Origin of the sequence: Paenibacillus massiliensis subsp. panacisoli DSM 21345 (assembly GCF_000426545.1) — a bacterium.
In the GTDB taxonomy this organism is placed as follows: Bacteria; Bacillota; Bacilli; order Paenibacillales; family Paenibacillaceae; genus Paenibacillus; species Paenibacillus panacisoli.
The window spans coordinates 23001-43195 of the sequence record NZ_AUFO01000037.1 but is presented as its reverse complement, the minus strand read 5'-3'; the positions used below and the strand labels follow the sequence as shown (position 1 = coordinate 43195).

At 49.6% G+C, this 20195-nt stretch carries 18 protein-coding genes; 6 read left to right on the top strand and 12 right to left on the bottom strand.

The window, feature by feature from the left end; all coding sequences use genetic code 11:
- On the top strand, positions 1–629 hold a 629-nt coding region (locus tag K331_RS0121580), incomplete at its 5' end, for an IS3 family transposase (RefSeq protein WP_028591886.1).
- A gap of 133 nt (positions 630–762) precedes the next feature.
- Here the strand turns inward: K331_RS0121580 and K331_RS0121575 are convergent.
- Positions 763–1980: an MFS transporter gene (locus K331_RS0121575; protein WP_028591885.1), complete on the bottom strand. Its 1218-nt coding sequence runs from the start codon at positions 1978–1980 to the stop codon at positions 763–765.
- A 206-nt stretch (positions 1981–2186) separates the two neighbouring features.
- Here K331_RS0121575 and K331_RS0121570 point away from each other — a divergent pair, with 206 nt between their 5' ends.
- Together K331_RS0121570 and K331_RS0121560 are read left to right on the top strand one after the other, a co-directional pair.
- The gene (locus K331_RS0121570) at positions 2187–2447 is read left to right on the top strand and encodes a YqkE family protein (RefSeq protein ID WP_025676601.1); all 261 of its coding nucleotides are present in this window, start codon (positions 2187–2189) and stop codon (positions 2445–2447) included.
- Positions 2448–2880: 433 nt separating this feature from the next.
- Entirely contained in the window at positions 2881–3555 is a 675-nt protein-coding gene (locus tag K331_RS0121560) for a peptidylprolyl isomerase (RefSeq protein ID WP_028591884.1), read from the top strand.
- A gap of 261 nt (positions 3556–3816) precedes the next feature.
- Here K331_RS0121560 and K331_RS0121555 read toward each other — a convergent pair whose 3' ends face one another.
- Positions 3817–5193, bottom strand: a complete 1377-nt coding sequence (locus K331_RS0121555; RefSeq protein ID WP_028591883.1) for a hypothetical protein — start codon at positions 5191–5193, stop codon at positions 3817–3819.
- A gap of 338 nt (positions 5194–5531) precedes the next feature.
- Between K331_RS0121555 and K331_RS0121550 the strand changes: the two genes are divergently transcribed.
- Positions 5532–6326 carry an SDR family oxidoreductase gene (locus K331_RS0121550; RefSeq protein ID WP_028591882.1) on the top strand — a complete coding sequence of 265 codons (795 nt, stop codon included), beginning with the start codon at positions 5532–5534 and terminating at the stop codon, positions 6324–6326.
- A 192-nt stretch (positions 6327–6518) separates the two neighbouring features.
- Here K331_RS0121550 and K331_RS0121545 read toward each other — a convergent pair whose 3' ends face one another.
- Both K331_RS0121545 and K331_RS32800 read right to left on the bottom strand, forming a co-directional pair.
- The gene (locus K331_RS0121545) at positions 6519–7238 is read right to left on the bottom strand and encodes a M50 family metallopeptidase (protein ID WP_028591881.1); all 720 of its coding nucleotides are present in this window, start codon (positions 7236–7238) and stop codon (positions 6519–6521) included.
- Between the two features lie 242 nt (positions 7239–7480).
- Positions 7481–7594, bottom strand: a complete 114-nt coding sequence (locus K331_RS32800; RefSeq protein ID WP_018885133.1) for a putative holin-like toxin — start codon at positions 7592–7594, stop codon at positions 7481–7483.
- A gap of 201 nt (positions 7595–7795) precedes the next feature.
- On the opposite strand from K331_RS32800, the gene K331_RS0121535 reads away from it, so the two are divergent.
- Positions 7796–8008 (top strand): hypothetical protein, encoded by a 213-nt coding sequence (locus K331_RS0121535; RefSeq protein WP_018885134.1) that lies wholly within the window; start codon positions 7796–7798, stop codon positions 8006–8008.
- 192 nt (positions 8009–8200) lie between these two features.
- Here the strand turns inward: K331_RS0121535 and K331_RS0121530 are convergent, their stop codons facing one another.
- From K331_RS0121530 to K331_RS0121515, 4 genes are all read right to left on the bottom strand, one after another.
- A complete protein-coding gene (locus tag K331_RS0121530; protein ID WP_028591880.1) occupies positions 8201–9472 on the bottom strand; it encodes a methyl-accepting chemotaxis protein in 1272 nt (423 codons plus the stop codon).
- 156 nt (positions 9473–9628) lie between these two features.
- Positions 9629–10549, bottom strand: coding sequence for a PD-(D/E)XK nuclease family protein (locus K331_RS0121525; protein ID WP_028591879.1), 921 nt, complete (start codon positions 10547–10549; stop codon positions 9629–9631).
- 123 nt (positions 10550–10672) lie between these two features.
- On the bottom strand, positions 10673–12181 hold the full coding sequence (locus K331_RS0121520) for a copper amine oxidase N-terminal domain-containing protein (protein ID WP_028591878.1): 1509 nt from the start codon (positions 12179–12181) through the stop codon (positions 10673–10675).
- Between the two features lie 145 nt (positions 12182–12326).
- Positions 12327–13994 (bottom strand): PucR family transcriptional regulator, encoded by a 1668-nt coding sequence (locus K331_RS0121515; RefSeq protein ID WP_028591877.1) that lies wholly within the window; start codon positions 13992–13994, stop codon positions 12327–12329.
- Positions 13995–14255: 261 nt separating this feature from the next.
- On the opposite strand from K331_RS0121515, the gene ald reads away from it, so the two are divergent.
- Positions 14256–15407 (top strand): alanine dehydrogenase, encoded by a 1152-nt coding sequence (ald, locus tag K331_RS0121510; RefSeq protein ID WP_028591876.1) that lies wholly within the window; start codon positions 14256–14258, stop codon positions 15405–15407.
- A gap of 329 nt (positions 15408–15736) precedes the next feature.
- On the opposite strand, the gene K331_RS0121505 is transcribed toward ald, so the two are convergent.
- The 4 genes from K331_RS0121505 to K331_RS0121490 all read right to left on the bottom strand — a co-directional run bounded on the left by K331_RS0121505 (position 15737) and on the right by K331_RS0121490 (position 20195).
- Complete coding sequence (locus K331_RS0121505; RefSeq protein WP_028591875.1) at positions 15737–17146, bottom strand: helix-turn-helix domain-containing protein; 1410 nt, start codon at positions 17144–17146, stop codon at positions 15737–15739.
- A 258-nt stretch (positions 17147–17404) separates the two neighbouring features.
- Positions 17405–18109 (bottom strand): ABC transporter ATP-binding protein, encoded by a 705-nt coding sequence (locus K331_RS0121500; RefSeq protein ID WP_028591874.1) that lies wholly within the window; start codon positions 18107–18109, stop codon positions 17405–17407.
- The gene (locus K331_RS0121495; protein WP_028591873.1) at positions 18106–18891 is read right to left on the bottom strand and encodes an ABC transporter ATP-binding protein; all 786 of its coding nucleotides are present in this window, start codon (positions 18889–18891) and stop codon (positions 18106–18108) included. Before K331_RS0121495 ends, K331_RS0121500 begins: the two co-directional genes overlap by 4 nt.
- A 20-nt stretch (positions 18892–18911) precedes the next feature.
- Entirely contained in the window at positions 18912–20195 is a 1284-nt protein-coding gene (locus K331_RS0121490) for a branched-chain amino acid ABC transporter permease (RefSeq protein WP_028591872.1), read from the bottom strand.

Below are 20195 nucleotides of genomic sequence, written 5' to 3'. Positions count from 1 at the left end.
TTAATCATAAAAAAGTGCAGCGTATCATGAAGGAGTTAGGTTTGAAATGCATAGTTCGAATGAAGAAATACCGTTCATACAAAGGAACTGTAGGTAAAATAGCCCCAAACCTGCTTGACCGCCATTTTCAGGCGCAAAAGCCAAATGAGAAGTGGGTTACCGACATTACGGAGTTTAAGTTGTTGGGTCAGAAGCTGTACCTATCTCCCGTATTGGACTTGTTTAACGGTGAAATTATCACCTACACTATCGGATCTCGTCCCATCTACTCCTTGGTCTCGGATATGCTAAACCAGGCCTTTGAACGCTTATCCGAAGGGGGTGAACTCCTCCTGCATTCTGATCAAGGCTGGCACTATCAGATGAAACAATATCAGCATGCTTTAAAGAAACAAGGTATTACCCAGAGCATGTCTCGAAAAGGGAATTGTTATGATAATGCGGTGATGGAAAACTTCTTTGGCATTTTGAAATCCGAATTTCTTTATCGCAACGAGTTTGAAAGTATAGCCCACTTCAAGCAAGAACTTACACGATACATCGATTACTACAATCACAAACGAATCAAGTCTAAACTAAAAGGCAAGAGCCCAGTACAATACCGAGCTCTTGCCGTCCAGGTTGCCTAAATAAAATGTCTAACTTTTTGGGGTCACTTCAGAGGCGGCTGTCTTCTTGGGTATTCTGGGTATTCTGGCTAGTCTGCTGTGCTTGGGATAACTCGTCATAATTATGAAGTATCTTATCATAATATTGATGACCCTACTGAGCAGAATGAGCTGTCTTGGCTTGCACTCTGGGCTCCATGGCTCTCGCCTTGCTGTATAAGAGAACTGCAGCCACCAGAAGCATGATGCCATTAATGATGAATACCCAGCGAATCGGTAGCAGATACCCGAGCAAGCCTCCCAGTATTGGTCCTGCCATCGTTGCCAGTTGGGATGCCGACTGGTTAAGGCTGAATGCTCGTCCACGAAATTCGCGTTCCGTAACTTGAACGATCATGGCATTAATAGAGGGCAGCACACCTGCATAGAATAGTCCGTATGCAAAGCGAAGCACACCGAAGCCTACAAAATCCGTGACAAAAAACTGCAATATGTTACCGATTCCCGAGCCGATCAGACCGATAAACAGCACCTTGCCGAACCCGATTCTCGAGCCGATTCGCCCCCATCGTGGAGCCATAACCACCGTGGCAATACCCACAGCGGAGAAGACAATGCCGGAGGTTAGCGAGGCGCTATTTCGATCGACGCCCATTTCCATGACATACACCGTAATTAGCGGCTCCAGGATCATGATGGAGAATGAGCTGAGAGCAACCATACCGAGCAGCAGCACGAAGGGTTTGTTCGCAAAGGCAACCTTCAAATCATCCTTGATATGAGAACGAGGAGCAGAGCTATTCAGCTTATGCTCCTTCGCGCCGATCGTAGCGATCAGTGCCGAGATCAGAACGACCACGGCAGAGAACAGAAAAGCACTTCGATTCCCATAATAATGACTAACTACGCCGCCAATCAGGGGCCCTATGATGCTTCCCGTAGCACCCGAGGTAGCCATGATACTCAGCGCATAGCCTGTCTTCTCCTCTGGGGTATTCGTCCCGACAAGCGCAATGGCCGCCGGTACGAATCCAGCTAGCAAGCCCTGAAATACCCTCAGTACAAGAAAAGCGTACGGATCATTCACAAAGTAATTCAAGAAATAAAGAATGGCAAGACTGAAGCCAGAGCGGATGAGCATCGGCTTGCGTCCATATTTATCTGCTAGCGAGCCCCAGAATGGAGAGATCAGCGCACTGGCTAAAAAGGTGATCCCAAAGGCCACTCCAGACCAGATCTCCAGACGATCTGTTACACCAAGCTCCGTGTTCAGATAGATCGGAAGAAAGGGGATCGAGATGGAATAGGCCGTGCTGCAAAAAAACACACCGATCCATAGCACTACCAGATTGCGTTTCCAAGAGAAGTCCATCGTGCACACGTCCTTTCCGTTGCCTCCATTCTACGCCTGTTTCCGAAAATGTCCAGCTTACCTGACATCAATAGCTAATTACAACAGTCCCACGAGCATCGGGTCTATGGAATCCGTCACACCAGCCTCGGTGCATGACGCTAAAGAAGCTGGTATAATAAATAGCTGTAACCACTGGAATACCTGAAGAGTTGGGAGAGGATTGTATGGCTAAAAAGAATAAAAAGCCTTTAGCTGCTCGTCCTTCTGCACAGGATAAGCCTGCTACGTTAAAGGATATGCTAAGCAGTGATGTGCTTGCCCAGTTGAAGGCCGCAGCACAAGCTACTCAGGCCGAGCAGGACAAGAAAGCGGAGGAAGAGCGTGCACGAGCCGCCGAGGCTCGCAAGGCTGAGCAAGCCCGGTTGGATAATGATTTTGAATATTTGCTGAACAACAGCAAGATGGACTGGCAAAAGCATAAATGAGCGTCGGCTGACGTACATTTCAGGAATGTCGCCTTCTGAGTGAGGCTGTGGTCTGTTTCTTTTCTCACGCTGATGACAGCTTATACATTCTAACATCTAAATAAGCCGCAGCCCTCTGGGCTCCGGCTTGGCAACATGCTTCTTAATGCATGTATATGAAAAATGTATTTGAAAAGAGTAATCTTGAAGACTATAGCCAATCCTGTATAGCAAGCAACCAATAGCAGACGACGGTCCATACCGGAAGGCTGAACAGCAGCCCCCACGCCAGACCTTTGATTAATTTCGTATTCATCTCCATATTGTTCTCTTCCCCTTTCCTTGGGATAGCAGCAGTATGGGCATCAAGCAGCAATTCAATACCGCCATACCCAAGTTACCGCACACAATCAGGTTACATATCATGTACAAGGGAGTAGAAACGATGAACTCTATGAATCAAAAGCGTTCCAGACGATACACCATCCTGATCAGCCTTCTTGCTGCACTCATGGTGATTCTTGCAGGCTGCGGCTCGAAGCCAGCTGCGACTCCAGCGCCAACACCAGAGCCAGCTCCGACAGAATCTACCGCAAGCACGGGTGAGGTATCCCATCCGATTGCAACGATCGAGATGGACAGCGGCAAAGTGATTAAGCTTGAGCTCTATCCGGAGGTAGCGCCAAATACGGTGAATAACTTTATTAGCCTTGCCAAGCAGGGCTTCTATGACGGGCTGATCTTTCACCGGGTCATCCCAGGCTTCATGATTCAGGGTGGAGACCCTGAGGGAATGGGTACAGGTGGTCCTGGCTACAGTATCAAAGGCGAGTTCAAAACCAATGGCTTTGATAACACTTTGAAGCACACTACAGGCGTCATCTCCATGGCACGCTCACAAAGTCTGGATTCTGCCGGCTCGCAATTCTTCATTATGACAGCCGATGCCAGCCAGCTGGATGGTCAATATGCGGCCTTCGGTAAGGTAACAGAAGGACAAGATGTTGTCGAGGAAATCGTCAATCTTCCCCGTGGTGCAAATGATCGTCCAAATGATCCACCAGTTATGAAGAAGGTAACGATCGACACCTTGGGCAAAGAGTACCCCGAGCCTGTAAAAGTACAATAAGAGAGCGCCCATCCTTCAGGATGAATATAATCAACTCCTGGATCAATCTCTCGTGACCATAACCTGACCAGATCCCAGCTTCATATCCTGGGACCAGAGACCGCATGCGATGCATGCGGTCTCTCTGCTTAAGTATAGGAGATCCTGCATCGGAACCCACCTAAGTGCTCCTGAGAAGCTAAGCTCATGTATCATGTATACGTTTTCTTTACCCTAATTATACGCACTTGAGTCACTTTAGATGCGGATTCCAGTGAGAGATTATCTCCAGCTCGGTACCTGAACATGGGCAGCGGTCGGAATAGAATTCGCTTTTCTGCGCTTCTGTAGCCAGAGCTGGGGCGTGTCCTGGACTCCGCTCAGGCGCATTACAAAAGCTTCGACAGGTAGCCCCTCAAGCAGCAGATACAGGCGATTCCCATCCGTCTCTGATGAGTGTATGCGCAGTTCCTCCACAACGTAATCAGAGATTTGACGAGGATAATGGCCAACACTTAGTGCAGCATTCGTCTCAATGCGCTTGTTGAAGGTAACGACAAGCTCATTAGCCGCTGAGCGACTGACCGATAATGGAATCGGGGGCTGGTCATACATATAACCGCCAACATGGTATTCATAGGCAGTCCAAGCATCAAATCCAGCTGTGGGAACATGGGCAGCAAATTGCCGCAGCCAATCTGTCCCGCGTACCATCCGAGGAAGCGAGCCAATATCCGCCTGAATGCCAATGGGTAGCCCCGGATAGCTGGAGCGGATCGGATCAAGGAACTCTCGATACTTTGCAATGTAATCGGCAGGTAGTCTGGCCTTCATCCAGTCTGGCCAATGCGTCTGGAGAACGTGCATATCGGGCTTGACCTGACGAATCATGGAGACGGCATCGAGTCCTTGCCATTCCCGCAGTAACGCTGGCCCCTTCCTTCCACTCTGTACAGCAAGCGACCAGGTCGCTATTTGAATATCCGGTCTGGCTTGACGAACACCACCGGCTCCATTAATTACTTCATCAATCATGTGATTCACGGCCTGCACTCTGAGCTCGACCCATTGGCTATATAGCTCGGGGACTTTTTTGTAATAACGTGATGAACGCTTGTCTCTGAAATCCGGCATCACAGAGCCGAATTTTGCCTGGAAGGCAGCTGCCGCATGTGCCCCGATATCTCCATAGGTCCCACTGGCTAACCCCTCCCATTCGGGAAAATAAGGCTCGGCAATCTCGAACCCGTCGAAAGGTATGCGCTGTACCAACCGGGTCGCCTCCTGCTTTCGCCACTGCACATATTCCTCTGCGAACGGTGACAGTCGGCAATAGCTATCGCTAGGCTCCTTTACCAGCTCCATCCTCCACTGCTTCCAGCCTTCAGGGAGATGAGCTGTGCTGAACACCCCATTTCCCAGGATCATCGCCCAGACGGCTATTCCGCGTCGCTGGAGAGCTTCCACGATCTTATCGTTGACCTGATCCTCACGGACTACAAAATAATGGACACAGCCGTAGCCCGCAGCCTCAAGCTCTGCTGCCACGCTGTCAGCCGAGCGATTCTGGTAATACGCAAATAGCGGATCAATCTGAATAGAAGCTCCCGTCATCAGTCTCCGTACCCGTTCATTCGAGCCCAACGTACCTGCGCTCATTCTCCCGCCTCCTTCTTCTTCTAGATATGGACTGCATATCTATCGGAATCTGTGTCTGTAACTACACCTGTGTCTCTGTGGCTCTGTGTCTCTGTGGCTCTGCTCTTGTATATGACTTAAACTCTCGTCAGTTCATTAACCTTTTGTTCACATGACTTCTATAACCCCTGCTTTGATTCACAGTCTCTGCGGATATCAGAATCGGATTAAGGGGGCACACATCCCCCTCATGCTGGCTGAGGCTGCCTGTATTTCCGCGCTCCTGTGTTTATCCTATTCTCGACGAGGGTATGGAATACAAGAAAGCACAGCCTGTTAGAGAAGGAGGAAGCATACCTATGACAAATTCACGATTACAGGGAAAAGTGGCCGTAGTCACAGGGGGCGGTTCAGGGATCGGACAAGCTGCAGCGATCAGGTTTGCTCAAGAGGGTGCCAGAGTCGTCATGCTGGACCGTACACCAGAGCATGCTGAGAAGACGAAGGACATCATCGAACGTGCAGGTGGTGAAGCGCTTGTCATGAAATGCGATATTTCCAGAACGGATATGATCCAGGGCAGCATGGATCAGGCTGCAAGCCAGATGGGCGGGCTCGATATTATCTTCGCCAACGCGGGTATCAACGGTTCCATGGCACCCATTGAGACGATGGACATCAAGGATTGGGATCAGACGATGAACATTAATCTCCGGGGCACCTTTGCAACAGTCAAATATGCCATTCCTCATCTACGAGCACGTGGGGGAGGCAGCATCATTATTACTAGCTCCATTAATGGCAATCGTACCTTCTCCAACATTGGCTTCTCAGCCTATGCTTCTACCAAAGCCGGGCAGATAGCGTTCATGAAAATGGCTGCTCTGGAGCTGGCCCAGTACAAAATCCGGGTCAACGCCATTTGTCCTGGTGCCATTGAGACAGACATTGACGATAACACTTATCCGTCTGACGATCTGGAAGAGGTACAGATTACAGTCGATTTCCCGGAGGGGGATCATCCCCTTGAAGATGCGCCGGGTACCTCTGAGCAGGTGGCTCATCTTGTTTCTTTTCTGGCATCTGACGAGTCCTCTCATGTCACCGGAACCGAGATTTACATTGATGGAGCAGAATCGTTACTCCGCGGATAGCTACTGTGTCAATGCATACTCAGACATAGCTTGAATCTACAGCAAGAGGCCGAACATGATATGAGGACCCATCCTCTCATACTGTTCGGCTCTATGCTATGCACTTCCTACTGGCGGTGCCTTGAGGCTGCCCAGCGTGTTCAGGAGCGTGGACATTAATGAAGCGAGTTATACAGCGATGGATTGTACATGCTAGCCGGTCATATCCATGGATTGTCGTCTGCGAGAGTCTCCCCTGCTGCTCTGCCCGCGGCTCCGGCGTAAGAATAACGAGACAGCCAGCCTTGCACACCACAGCGCAACGAACAGGAACAGTGCAGCCCATACCGGAGCAGGAATGAACGTACTCGCGGCCAAATTAGACGCATCCCCGGCTTGCCCTGGCGAGGTGACGGCAGCCAACATGAGCATGCTTGGAGCTAGCACCGATTCCTCAAGCGTGATGAACGCGAGCAGCAGATAATACCCTTTGCGCAGCCAATCGCCCGCGAAGAACATAATAATGGCATTCAAAAGTATGAAGCCAGCTAGCCACCAAAAGCCATAGCCACCATGCACGTACAGTGCGACCATAACGGCGGCAATCAAGGTCATCACGGCGAACCCCAGCTGTTCAAGCCTTTTGTGATATAAATAGAAAAGAAGTACAGCAAACAGGGAAGCACCGATATATCCTGCCAATGCTGTAAGAATAGCCGCCCAGTTGGAAGTTAATGTTGAATAGGTCACTCCGCTATGGTCTGCGTTGAGATCAATACGAATGACCTCGCCTGAGGTCAAAAGCGTGACTACAGCATGACCGAATTCATGCACCATTGTATCCAGTGTGCGGAATAGATAAGAAAATGGAATGAACCTTGTTAGCAGCGCGGCCACAAATAGTAATAATATTGTCTTCAGCCAATCTTTCATAGAATCTCCTTCCTTACATCTATTGTCCTTTACGATATCTGTTGTTGTCCCGTCTCATATTCCTAACCTTCATTCAACAGCTCCAGCAACTGTCCGCAATCACATTGCTTGTATAATTCGTGTATGCTAACATAAGAATATAAAAAGGACCGGCGGCAACCGGTCCCTGCACAACACCGCTAAAAGAGCGGCCGGCTGTGAGAAAGCGATCAGAAATAGACCCTATCCCTTGGGCGGGCGGTCTATTTCTTTTTGTGTTGATTAAGCGCAATGGATATTGTAACGACAAGCCCGATCAATGCGATAAGCAATGATCCAAACGCTACCATTAGCATCAATGCGTCTTTGACCTCCACAGGCATCACCTCCCTTCCGGGAGATTAGCCGACCGCCCTATTAGCCTAAGTTGTACAAGCCAAATTATAACATAAATGAGTCCACGGAGCTTCTTCGGCTCGCACTACAGCTTTTTATGCCTATTTGTTATATGATGATTAGGATAACATACTTTATCATGCATTCTTAACACTGCATTCCGTTCAATAAGGAGATATCATATGCCAATTAATCGCAGATTAAATACAGACGCCGATTTCCAGGAAGTTATGGATTTGCGCATCCCGGTCCGCATCTTCGAAGCGGATCAGCTCGTTGGCAGCGGAGGAGTCGTCATTCGCTTTGATGATCAGACCATCGTCGTCCAGCGAAGTGTCAGCGAGGTCGATTACCATTCACGTGACAACTGCGAGTTCTTCGCTCTGAAGGACTAGCCATACCTCATCCGATATGCGAGTATAACCACAAAGAGGGACTCACTGCAGCCGTTGCTGCGTGAATCCCTCTTTCTTTGTTAGTAGAGCTATACGAGCTCCCCCAAGCTGTTCTATTCATACCTGTTGCTTAGCGACAAGGCCGTACTAGGTCATCAAGAGCTAGTTAGAAGCCTTCAGCTAATACAATCACTAAGCCTGTATGGTCCGTGTCTTCATGAGCAGCTTGTTCGTCAAAGCCTTAAGCTCCTCGGAGGAGGATGATATTTCTTCCATAATAGCTGTCTCCTCGTTCGCAGCCTCATAGATTCGCTGTGCCCCATCATGGAAGGCTGTCGACATTTCCTGGATGCGATTCATATACTCGTACGTCTGCTCGACACGAGTCGCTTGCTGTGCAACGGACGTCTCCATTACCCGCGTAGCATCAATGAACTCAGCAATCATCGCTATGAGCCCCTTCAGGGTCTCCTCGACAGAGTGGCTACGCTTGGCTTCCTCCATCACCAACGTATTCTGACGATGAATGAGCGTGACCGTCTCATGAATCTGCCCTTGTATACGGCTGATCATCTCGTTAATCTGCTCTACCGATGCGGAGCTCTGGGAGGCCAGTCCACGAATATGCTCGGCCACCACGGCGAAGCCCCGACCTTCCTCACCCGCACGGGCCGCCTCGATAGACGCATTAAGTGCCAGCAGATTGGTCTGTTCCGCAATTTCCTTGACACTCGCTGTGATCTCTTCAATTTTGGAGGCTTCCTGCTCCAGTCGGGATACGACATCTCTGGATTGCGAATGCGATTTCATAAGTTCGTTCATACCTGCAAGCAAGGACGAGAAGACAGCACGAGTAGCCTCTACCGAGCCCTCCATCTGTGTTGACATGGATAGCATATGCTCAGACTTGGTATGCATCATCCTGAAATCGCCCAGCATGCGGTCAGCTGTCTCAATGGATTGAGTGGAAGCCTTCTTCTGTTCCTCTACCCCCTCTACAATGACATCTACCTGACCAGACATGGATTCAATCTGTGCAGTAGCTTCAGCGATTGCTGCGCTCAATGTCTCTGCATTATGAGAGGTTGTATTGCTGCTATGTGAGATTTCCTCGAACAAGTCCTTAAGATTATGAACCATATGGCGGAACGAATCGTACAACACTTTAATCTCGTCCTGTTCGCGTCGTTCAGGGATATCCACCGCAAGCTTGCCAGAGGAGATTTCCTCTGCTACTCTTGCCAATACAACGATCGGCTTGGTGAGCAGCTTCGAGATGAGCCAGCCGAGTATCCCGCTCCACATCACACCCAACAGCAGAATGATTGAAATGTAGACCCACTCTGCCATGGACGGAGCAATCCAATCTTTGAGAACAAAGATAAAGACGGAACTGGTACCGTAGGTGATTGCAGAAATAATGATGAAGCCTAATACCATTTTAGCGCCCAAAGATAATTTCATGATGCCCCCTTGAATCGTCATTGAATAATTTTACCATTTCATCCATAAAGCTAGCGTGATATATATCACTACCATATAATAGCAGGGGCCTTGAGTACGAGAGTCTAAAGACCTATGAATACAGAGATATTTTCTTCATATGGGTCTTATAGCTTGTTAGTAGACGCGATATTCACAGACTTCCCGAAAATTACAGCCTCCACAGGCTCGTCTTGAGGGCATTGGCGTAAAATACGTCATAGGCTTGGGCCGATTGTAGTATTCATCATCCAGACACGACTTCATCTCATCGAGGTCTCTTCCCACTTGTATTTCTACACGCTGAATGTCTTCGCTGGTCGCCTGATAAGTCTCCTGCTCACCTGTCGCCAGATATTCAACACGGAGTTCTATGTCCTGTAGAGGAAGATTATACGTATCTCTTACATAAGAAGCATACAGATAGAGCTGATCTGTGAAATCCTCTTTCTTGCCCGTCTTCCAGTCCACGATAATCATGCGACCGTCATTCCGCCGATACAGCAGATCCATCTTCACAAACGTCTTTGTCTCATGCAGCAGCATGGTGTCCCACTTCTCCACCTCTACAATCTGGCTTCCACTCCGCTGCAGCTCAGACCAAGTCTCGGAGGTATATAGATGCTGAATGACCGCCCCAAGGCGCTCCTTAATCACCATGATTCGTTCGCGGAGCTTGTCCTCTTCCTGGTAATACATTTCGGCAAGCATCAATCTGCGCTTGGGCTGCAACAGCCACGCCTCTACATCCTTTGACTCCTGATAGCCTTGATTGAGCATATCCTTCATCGCCTGCTGTAGAAAGGCCGTTCGAGGCACTGGCTTGCCCTGATCAAGCGCCTGCACAGCTGACTGACACATTCGATGCGCGAGATCCCCGAACCACAGATACAGGTTGCTAAGCTGTTTGAGACGATATAACTTCACCTGCTCTGGGGTGGACTGCTCCGGATTCCAGCCATTGTGCGAGCCGTAATAGTGATAGTAATACTTGCGAAGACACTCATTGAACATATTCGCTCTGGACTGGGAATAGGACCAAGGCGGGTACATGACCACAACAACCTCTCCTCTCGCAAAAGTCAGTGTTCATACGACGAAAAAGGCAGCCCAGACAGAAGTTCTCTGTCCGAGCCGCCCTCTATTATACTATAGTACAGCTATACTGTAGTACATCAACGGTTATTTACGCTCCAGAATCATCATGCCATCCTCATCGATCTCCAGGGTAGCTCCCAATGCCTGTGCTCCTTGGCGAATCGGAATGTACATGTCACCATTCTTATCGGTGTAGATTGGTGTCGGCAGAGCAATGGTTTGACCATCAACGATGATCTCCTTCGCTCCATTCTTCAGACTAATGACCGTTCCAGTAATATCATCAGTCATCAGAACTGCCTTGGCATCTGCATCCCATTTCAGATCAGCATCGAAAGTATAAGCCAGATCCCGAACCGACACGAGGTTCGTGCCATTGCGGTTAATTACCCCATATTCTTCTTCTGGGTAGTAGTAGCCATACTTCTGGGTGATCTTCATCGTATCCTTCAGCAAAGAATAGATGTAGGAATTGCTGTCAAAATTGCGGAGCATGCTGCCTGGAGTTGTTGACGAGCTGTCTTCCAGGGTTATCACACCTGCAGAGGTATCAATTTTGGCTGCGGTTACTGCACCATTCACATTCCAGATTTCATTCTCGCTAACAAGGCTTGCAGATGAGATCGGAACCCCCTGGTTAGCAGGCAGAGCTACGACCAACTCCGTCCGATCCTTGCGGATGTTCAGGTTGTTGTCAAAGTACAGCTCAGTGCTCAGCTTCGTGTTCGGTCCCAATACCGTCTTGAGTTCAGGTACTTGGGCATACATCAGGGTCACACCTGCGTCATATTGTTGAATCAGTTCATCCAGAACCGTCTTCACCTCAGCATAAGCTGCGTCAATTCCCGCTTGTTTGTCTGTACGGTATTGCAGCAGAGGACCTTCCGTAACCTCTTCGCCCATTGATGCAGTTACGCTGGATGCAACCTCCAGCACTTGACCGATGAGCTCTTTCAGCCCTGTCTCATCCTTGGACAGGCTTTCCAGCATCGGCTTAACAAGCTTAACAGCCTCTTCGGCACTGATCTCTGCCTGCAGCTTGGTCAGTTGCAGCTTCTCACCGTATACCTCTTCGTTCACAGATTGAACGGTGATTTTGGATGGATTCGGAGCGTGCTCAACGAACAGACCAGCCGCATCCTTCACCAGCTCAACGATTTGTTCCTGGAACTCCTTCTGATTCAATCCCAGCTCAGCCAGCATAGGGTCCTGCGTCATAGGTATGTATAGTGGCTTCTTGGCCCCCTCAACCAGCACAGTTACACCTTGCGTATCCACAGCCATCTCGAATGGAAGACGGACATCTTGAACAGCCAGCACCCCTTTGGCAGAAGCTACCTCCTGGGACTGAGCCTTCACTTCATCAAAGGACAGACTGATGGAATTAATAAGATCAATAATTTCCTTATCCCCGGCCGTGATTCCCGCTGCTGGTTCCAAGTGTAACGAGATTGTCGAGCGAGATTCCGAGCTCTTTACATCAATGCTCCCTAACAGAGCCTTGTTCACATCCAGACCACCTACCGCCTGACACCCCGTCAAGACGATCAATAACAGCACCAACGGAGCTGCAAGCCACTTTTTAATCTTCAATGCGATTTCTCCTCCCTAATGAACATTTTACAATGCCAGTAATAATTTCCCTCCTATTATCTCAATGTTAGCTGCATTTGTAAATCAGCCTTAAAGAGAGTAAACACTTACATACGACAGGGTCCTTGGTCCTAATTAGTACGATTCAGCTTTCACCTTGGAGCATTCGATGAGCGAGCAGCGCCATCTCTAGACAGCGTCGTTTATCCGCCTCCATGTAGCCTTCACCGAGAATTTCCTGGATTTTGGACAAGCGATTGTAGAGGGTCTGCCGATGGATGAATAGCCGATCAGCGGTATCTTGCTTGGAGCCAGAGCAATTGAGGTACATCTCCAGCGTATCCATAAGCTGCATATGGTGCTCCAGATCGTAAGCGATCAACTCGCCGATATGATCCTCTACGAACATTGTCAAAAAAGGGTTGCGTGGAATTGCCTTCAGAAGCTGATAGATCCCAAGCTGTTCATAGAACAATACATTTCGCTTTCCCTTCACGCTTCGGGCGATCTCAATCACCTGATAGGCTTCCTCAAAGCCCTGATTCGCCTCCAGTGCACGAGATCTGCTGCGGCCAAAGCCTGCATGGATTCGAACTCCTTCCAGCTGCTTCTCTGCATAATTGCGCATACCCTGAATCAATTGAGCTAACACTTCGCGAATGTGCACAATTGATTTGGGGGTAAGCGCCTCTCTTGTGCACAGCAAGTAGACCTGATTCCCCTTGGCCATAATCTGCCCGTGCAAGTTCAGCTTCTTGAGCAAGGAACGCAACAGCACCAGGAGATCCTGGTGTACGGCCTCTCTACGCACCTGGCTAATGTCCTTGCGCAGATGCTCTACCTCGATCATGCCCGCTGTGAACCAATACTGCCCTTTCGTCAAGAGACGTAATCCCATCCGACTCTGAGCCTGCTCTTCATTAGCAATTCTCCTATGAAGCAGATCCTGAATCAGCTCATTCTGATTGCGAAGGGTTCGTTCCTCCAAGAACTGTGTGCGCAGCACCAGTGTGGCAGCCGCCCTTGACGTATGATCCAGAAGCAGTGACATCGACTCCTTCAGAGTCTCATCCGCTTGAATGAAGATGCCGACAGCCGAGAATACTTGACCGAAGCAGACTACAGGGGAGAACAGGATGGATGTATGCTCGTTAAGCCTGAATACGGAGTGCGCTTCCCGATCCGACCCCAAAGCCCCCTCTACCTCCTGTGAATATAGCTGTTCCAGACGTTCGGCAAGCCTTGCATGAATAGAAGGGACAAAACGGTTCCCATCAATAGTGGACATATAGACAACCTGCCGTGACACATATTCCTGAAGCAGACGAAGGATTGCTGTCATATCAGAGCTACGCAGGGTCTCTGTCTGTAGCTTTCGCGAGAAGCTCTCCAGATCCTGCAGTAGCAGGTGGTGACGGTTAATAAGAAGGGAGTGGATATCCTGAGTGATCTCAACAAATCTCACAGGCTGCTCAAATACAATAATCGGTAGCTGATGTGCATTGGCAAGCGACAGAATTTCTTCGGGAATCGTATCAATAGTCGTGCCAAACTCCACGCATAAGCCTGCCGCTCCTTGACGAATCAATTGCTCCATGTACTCAATTCGTTCCTTCTCATCACGCTTCATCCAAAGACCCGTAGATAATATAAGATCATGCCGGCTTACGAACGGAGATACATGGGTAATCTCCAGTACATGCACCCAACCGACGGTGCGCTGCACGCCCTGGATTCCAGCGACCAGAACCGCTCGCTGGAATACGGGTCTCTTCAGCAGATCTGCGATGGTAAATGTATCTTTCCCGTTCATAACGACCCCCTTATGTGATATTAGTTCACATTACAAGAGGATTTTACGGCATCGCACTGGATAATTCAACAAAAAGTAACGCCCACACTGTAAATCCATTGACAGAATGTATAGTGCCAACCGGAACAGAGACTAGTAAACTGACAGTAAATCTAACACTTACTATGAAGAACGGGTCTAAACAACTACGAACGAAGACACCATCGGGATGAAAGGAAATGTACAACCTGCATGCCATTTTATGAATGAGGTGATTGGATTATGATTATTGGCGTTCCCAAAGAAATCAAAAACAATGAAAATCGTGTAGCCCTTACTCCAGCGGGGGCTGCACAGCTGGTGCAGTATGGACATACCGTACTGATCGAGTGTACAGCTGGTGCGGGCAGTGGCTTCTCTGATCCCGAATATGAGGCAGTAGGAGCCTCCCTCATTCATGACGCAGCCGAGGTATGGTCACGTGCTGATATGATCATGAAGGTGAAGGAGCCTCTGTCAAGCGAATATGAATATTTTCGCCCAGGACTCATTTTATTCACCTATTTGCATCTGGCGGCCGAGCCTGCTCTGGCCAAAGCCCTTACGGATCACAAAGTGACGGCTATCGCCTATGAGACTATAGAGGTGAATGACAGTCTGCCACTGCTGACCCCCATGAGTGAGGTCGCCGGACGCATGTCCGTGCAGATTGGAGCACAGCTGCTGGAGAAGCCTAAGGGCGGCAAAGGCATTCTATTATCCGGTGTTCCGGGGGTGTCGAGAGGAAAGGTAACGATTATTGGCGGCGGGGTCGTGGGTACACATGCTGCCAAGATGGCTATTGGCCTCGGCGCAGATGTTACGATGCTGGATTTGAGTCTGCCTCGTCTACGTCAGCTGGATGATATCTTTGGTACACATATACGCACACTCGCATCCACGCCTTCCAATATTGCCACTGCCGTGGCAGAGGCTGATCTGTTGATTGGAGCTGTACTGATCCCGGGAGCCAAAGCACCCAGGCTGGTGACTGAAGCGATGGTGAAGACGATGAAGCCTGGCTCTGTCATCGTAGACGTAGCCATTGATCAAGGTGGAATCGTAGAGACAATCGACCATATCACTACTCATGACGCCCCTACGTATGTGAAGCATGGCGTCCTCCATTATGCTGTCGCAAATATGCCGGGAGCCGTCCCTCAGACCTCCACATTGGCACTGACCAATGCCACAATGCCCTTCGCCATACGCATTGCTGATCTGGGCGCCGAGCAAGCCATTCGCAGTAATGCAGCCATTCGCAGTGGGACCAATGCGTTGAACGGCTTTATCACCTATCAGGCTGTAGCCCGGGATCTGGGATATAACTATATGTCCGTAGAGGAGGCTTTGGCAACGCAGGCACCAACAGAGCAGGCCTCTTCCGTTCGATAGACCACAGCTCCCCCAGTAAGATCGATCCTTCTCTAAATAAAGCATCAAAGAACTCTTGAGATGGCTAAGCCTGTCCAATTATTAGGCGGTTATGGGGCACTAATCTAGAAGTTGACTTGCAATAGATTTGCGTAGACTTGCGTAGATTTTTATAGATCTTTATAGATTTGCAGTTAAATAAAAACAGGCATGGGACAGACTTTTGTGAGCTGTCCTTTTGCCCGTTCCCTTAATGATTCTTGCACTACTTTCATTGATAGCAATTTCCGCAGCATCAGAGGGTTGAGACCGCTTGATTAAAAAAACACGCTCAATAAAGCGTGTAAGATTCATGCCAAGGCTTCTAAGGCAGCCGGGATCGTCCGCTCTGTCTGACGCAGTACATTTTTGCAGAGCAATTCGAACTGCTCACGCTGCGCTACTGTTGCCTCGCTACGATATTCCTCGAACAAGGCCATGCATAATACTAATTGTTCCGTCTGATTCAGCTCTAGCGAACGCTGGAGGCTAAGCAGATTATAGTTCAAGCCGAGGGTATAGCGTCTGCTGCTAAGCAAATAGATGCCATAATAGTAGCAGAAGCGAGCATATTGAGCTTTTCCCAGACTACCACACGCTTGTCCTTCACCAGCATGACTACCAAACTCCATATCGACCAGCAGTAGCGCTAACTGCTTATCGATGCAGATCCGATGAGCGATGGCCGTCTGCACCAGCAACAGCAGCCCTTCCATAAGCTCCGCAGGCTCCCCTCCTGCCAGGAATTCAGCATATTCCGTAATCAGCATCACATTACCGCTACGTAGCTCCAGCATATACAGGTGCTTCTGCGCCTGTCGAACCAACTGCTGCGCTTCCTGAAATCCACATTCATCCAGCTCTTCAAGCCCGCTAAGCTCCTGGTAAGCCTGAATGCAGCTCCGCGCCTCATCCAGCCTCCCTTGCTGCTCCGCTGCAATTCCACGATAGAACAGACTTTGCCCATAGTAGACGATTAGCGGCTGAAGCTCCTTCTCCTGCAACAATGTTTGTCCAAATTCTTTTCGTTCACGGGGATTGTGCAGCATAGTCCCTGCTAACTGTTCCAGTTCACTCGCTATCGCATAGACGTCAGTCCAGCGATCCGTCATGGCAAATTGCTGACATAGCATCAGTAAGGCATCTACAGCATAGCTCTCAGGCAGCTTGGTCCGGTATGGCATGAAGCGAATCGTCTCGTCCGCTGCATTGCCCTGAAGCTTGCAGGCGATGACGAAGAGACGGTAATGGCTAGTGGCCAGCCTCTCGGAGTGAGCATACCGCTCGCTCTCGGCAATGCATTCATAGAGCACTGCCGACGCGCTATACAGCTGCCCCTGATACATCTGCTCTGCCGTCTCGAAAATTCCTGGAATGTAGGACAAATCATCAGCCAGTTGATTCAGCACCCTGTGAATACAGGCTGTCTTCCCAAGCTCTGCGCAGCGTAGCAGGAATGGGCGAATTCTCCGCCAATGTGGTGCGAACTCTACCAGACATTCCTCTACATAGACGTCATACAAGTCACCCTCCATGCGTCCCATACCCTCAGTGATCCGATCCAATTGCCCGACAGATATGGGACGCGGTGAATGTAGACTCAGGATGGAGCTAAGCGTCCCCCGATTAATCCCACTAATCTCGGCGAACTGCTCCAATGTATAGTTTTGTCTTATCAGATGCTGCCTGAGTTCGTCACGAATCGTGGTAGTCTCAGCCATACGAATCACACCTCCAATCGGAATTTGACGAGAGAATTGCACCAAATTTTTACAATAATTATATTATATTTCCTTGTTCGACAATCGTCAATCTGCACCATCACATCGCTTCAGGTCTTGTATCCAATGCTATATTTTCGCAGCATATCGTAAGCAAAGACCCCTTTCCTTCCGCCTTACGATAACGCACGACGGTAAAAAGGGGACCTGCCTGATTTTGATCAAGATACCTCTATTCAATTCCATATCCGTTAACCATCAGGCCAGATACGCTTCCTTCACTTGATGATTGGACAGCAAGCGGGAAGCATCATCCTGCAGTATAATCTCTCCCGTCTGAATGACATATCCACGATGCGCAATCTGAAGCGCATGGTAAGCATTTTGCTCAACCAGCAGGATCGTCATTCCCTCAGCGTTCAGCTCCTGTATAATTTCGAATATTTGATCCACAAGCACAGGAGCAAGCCCCATAGAAGGCTCATCAAGCAGCAATATCTTGGGGCCCATCATTAGTCCGCGGGCAATCGCCAGCATCTGCTGTTCGCCACCACTCATCGTGCCGCCAGCCTGATTGAATCGTTCCTTCAAGCGTGGAAAATAGACAAACGCCTTCTCAATTCTCTCCTTAATCAGCTTCTTATCCTTTACGGAAAAGGCGCCCATCTCCAGATTCTCCTTCACGGTCAGCTTGGGAAAAATCCGCCTCCCCTCCGGTACATGAGCAATCCCTTCCAATGCGATGCCGTAGGGCGGCTTGGACGTGATGTCGCTCCCGCCAAACATCACCTTACCTTTCGTCTGAACCTGCCCACATATGGCCTTGAGTGTCGTAGACTTTCCCGCCCCGTTGGAGCCAATCAGTGTCACGATCTCCCCCTGCTCCACCACTAGCGAGATGCCCTTGAGCGCCTGTATACCGCCGTAATAAGCCTCCACCTGCTCCATCTTCAGCAGACTCATACCGTCACCTCTTCCTCTACAGCACTTTTTCCAAGATAGGCCTCAATCACCTTCGGATGGGAGCGAATATCTGCCGGACCACCCTCGGCAATCTTCTCTCCATGATCCAGTACCAGGATATGCTCGGACAACTCCATAACCAGCTTCATGTCATGCTCAATCAGAATGATAGCTATGCCTAGCTCCTCTTGTATGCGGCGTATGAGCTGCGTTAGCTCCACGGTCTCTCTCGGATTCATCCCGGCTGCCGGTTCATCCAGCAGCAGCACCTTCGGTCTGGCCGCCAACGCTCGCGCGATCTCCAGTCGACGCTGAGCACCGTAGGATAGACTGCTAGCCTCATCGTTAAACCACGGGGCTAGCCCCACATATTCAAGCAGACGGTAAGCCTCCTCTTGCGCATACTGCTCCTCATGCCGGACACGGGCAAGATTCAGCAATGTTCCGACAATGCCCGTCCTTAGGTGAATATGCATTCCCACCTGAACATTTTCCAGCACCGTCATGGACCCGAACAGACGAATGTTCTGAAAAGTACGCGCAATGCCCTTGCCCGTAATCCGGTCAGGCTTCACATTCACAATCGACTCCCCATCCAGCACAATATCTCCTTCATCCGGGACATAGATGCCGGTTATCATGTTGAAAAAGGTTGTCTTTCCGGCTCCATTGGGGCCGATTACAGCCGAGATTGTCGCATCCGGGAACTCAAAGTTCACCCCATTCACCGCCAGCAAGCCGCCAAATTGCTTCTTAAGGTTTTTAACTGCTAGTATCGACATTGCTCTCCTCCTTCCTAACCTTATTCAGGTAATGTCGCCTTGCTAGAGACTGGGTGTACGCTGGATTCCCGCTTGCCAGGTACAGCCACCTTACGGTTCTTGGCTGAGATCAAACCATGCGGCCTGTAGATGGCCACCAGAATCAGAATAGCCCCAAAAATAAAGCGTTGCATCTTCGCCGGAGATAATGCATTCGGGATTTCTATGATCCCCTTGTTGGAGAGCTGGTTCAGCCAACCTGTGAACTCCGTCAGCACCTGCAGATTCAGAATAGTGACCAGCGCCGCACCTAGAATGACACCTGGGACGCTTCCCATCCCCCCCAGTACCACCATGACTAGAATCGTCGTCGATTCAATGAGTGTGAAGCTCGTCGGGTCAATGAAGGTCTGCTTGGCTGCGAACACGACCCCCATCATCCCGGAGAAGGATGCACCAATTGCGAAGGCCGTAAGCTTCGTACGAATCAGCGGAATCCCCATGGACTGAGCGGCAATCTCGTTCTCACGGACGGCTTTCCAGGCGCGACCGAGGCGTGAATGCTCAAGTCTTCTCACTGCGAAGATGACCACAGCCAGAATCCCTATGACAATGAAATAAAATTGATGCGGGAACGTAAATACATATCCGAATAATACGGGAGGCTGAATAGAGGACAACCCGAGCGCTCCGTTCGTTATATTCACTGGCTTCTCCATATTATTGAAGATAATCCGGATAATCTCTCCGAAGCCCAAGGTCACTATGGCCAGATAATCCCCTTTTACCCTGAGCACAGGTAGCCCTAGCAATATTCCGAAGATCCCCGCCATGAAGCCACCCAGTAGAATAAAGATCCAGAAGCTTGTGCCATCGAGCGGAAAGATATCGCCACGGATAAAATTATTAGCCTGCCCCGTAGCGAAAATGCCGTAGGTATAGGCCCCAACTGCAAAGAATGCAACAAAGCCCATGTCCAGCAGCCCGGCGAACCCGACGACAATATTCAGCCCCAAGGCCATGGCAATATAGATTCCGCACTGTGTCGCTACCTCCATGTAGGATTCGTAAGCAGGTCCACCCGAGCTAGCAAACGGAATAATCAAGATCAGCAGCACGCCGGCAATCGCCCATTTCATCCCGTTACTGAAGGTTGTGTAGTACAACATGAGCAATGAGCCCAGCAGCAGCAGGAAGGAGGCAACCGATTTGTCCATGAAATAGACTCCCGAGGCTGCCAGTGCTACAAAGACGATCAGAATTCCAGCCTGGATAGGCCTGCTAGCTTGAATTAAGCTTGTAATCATGCTTTGAATTCGCTTCAT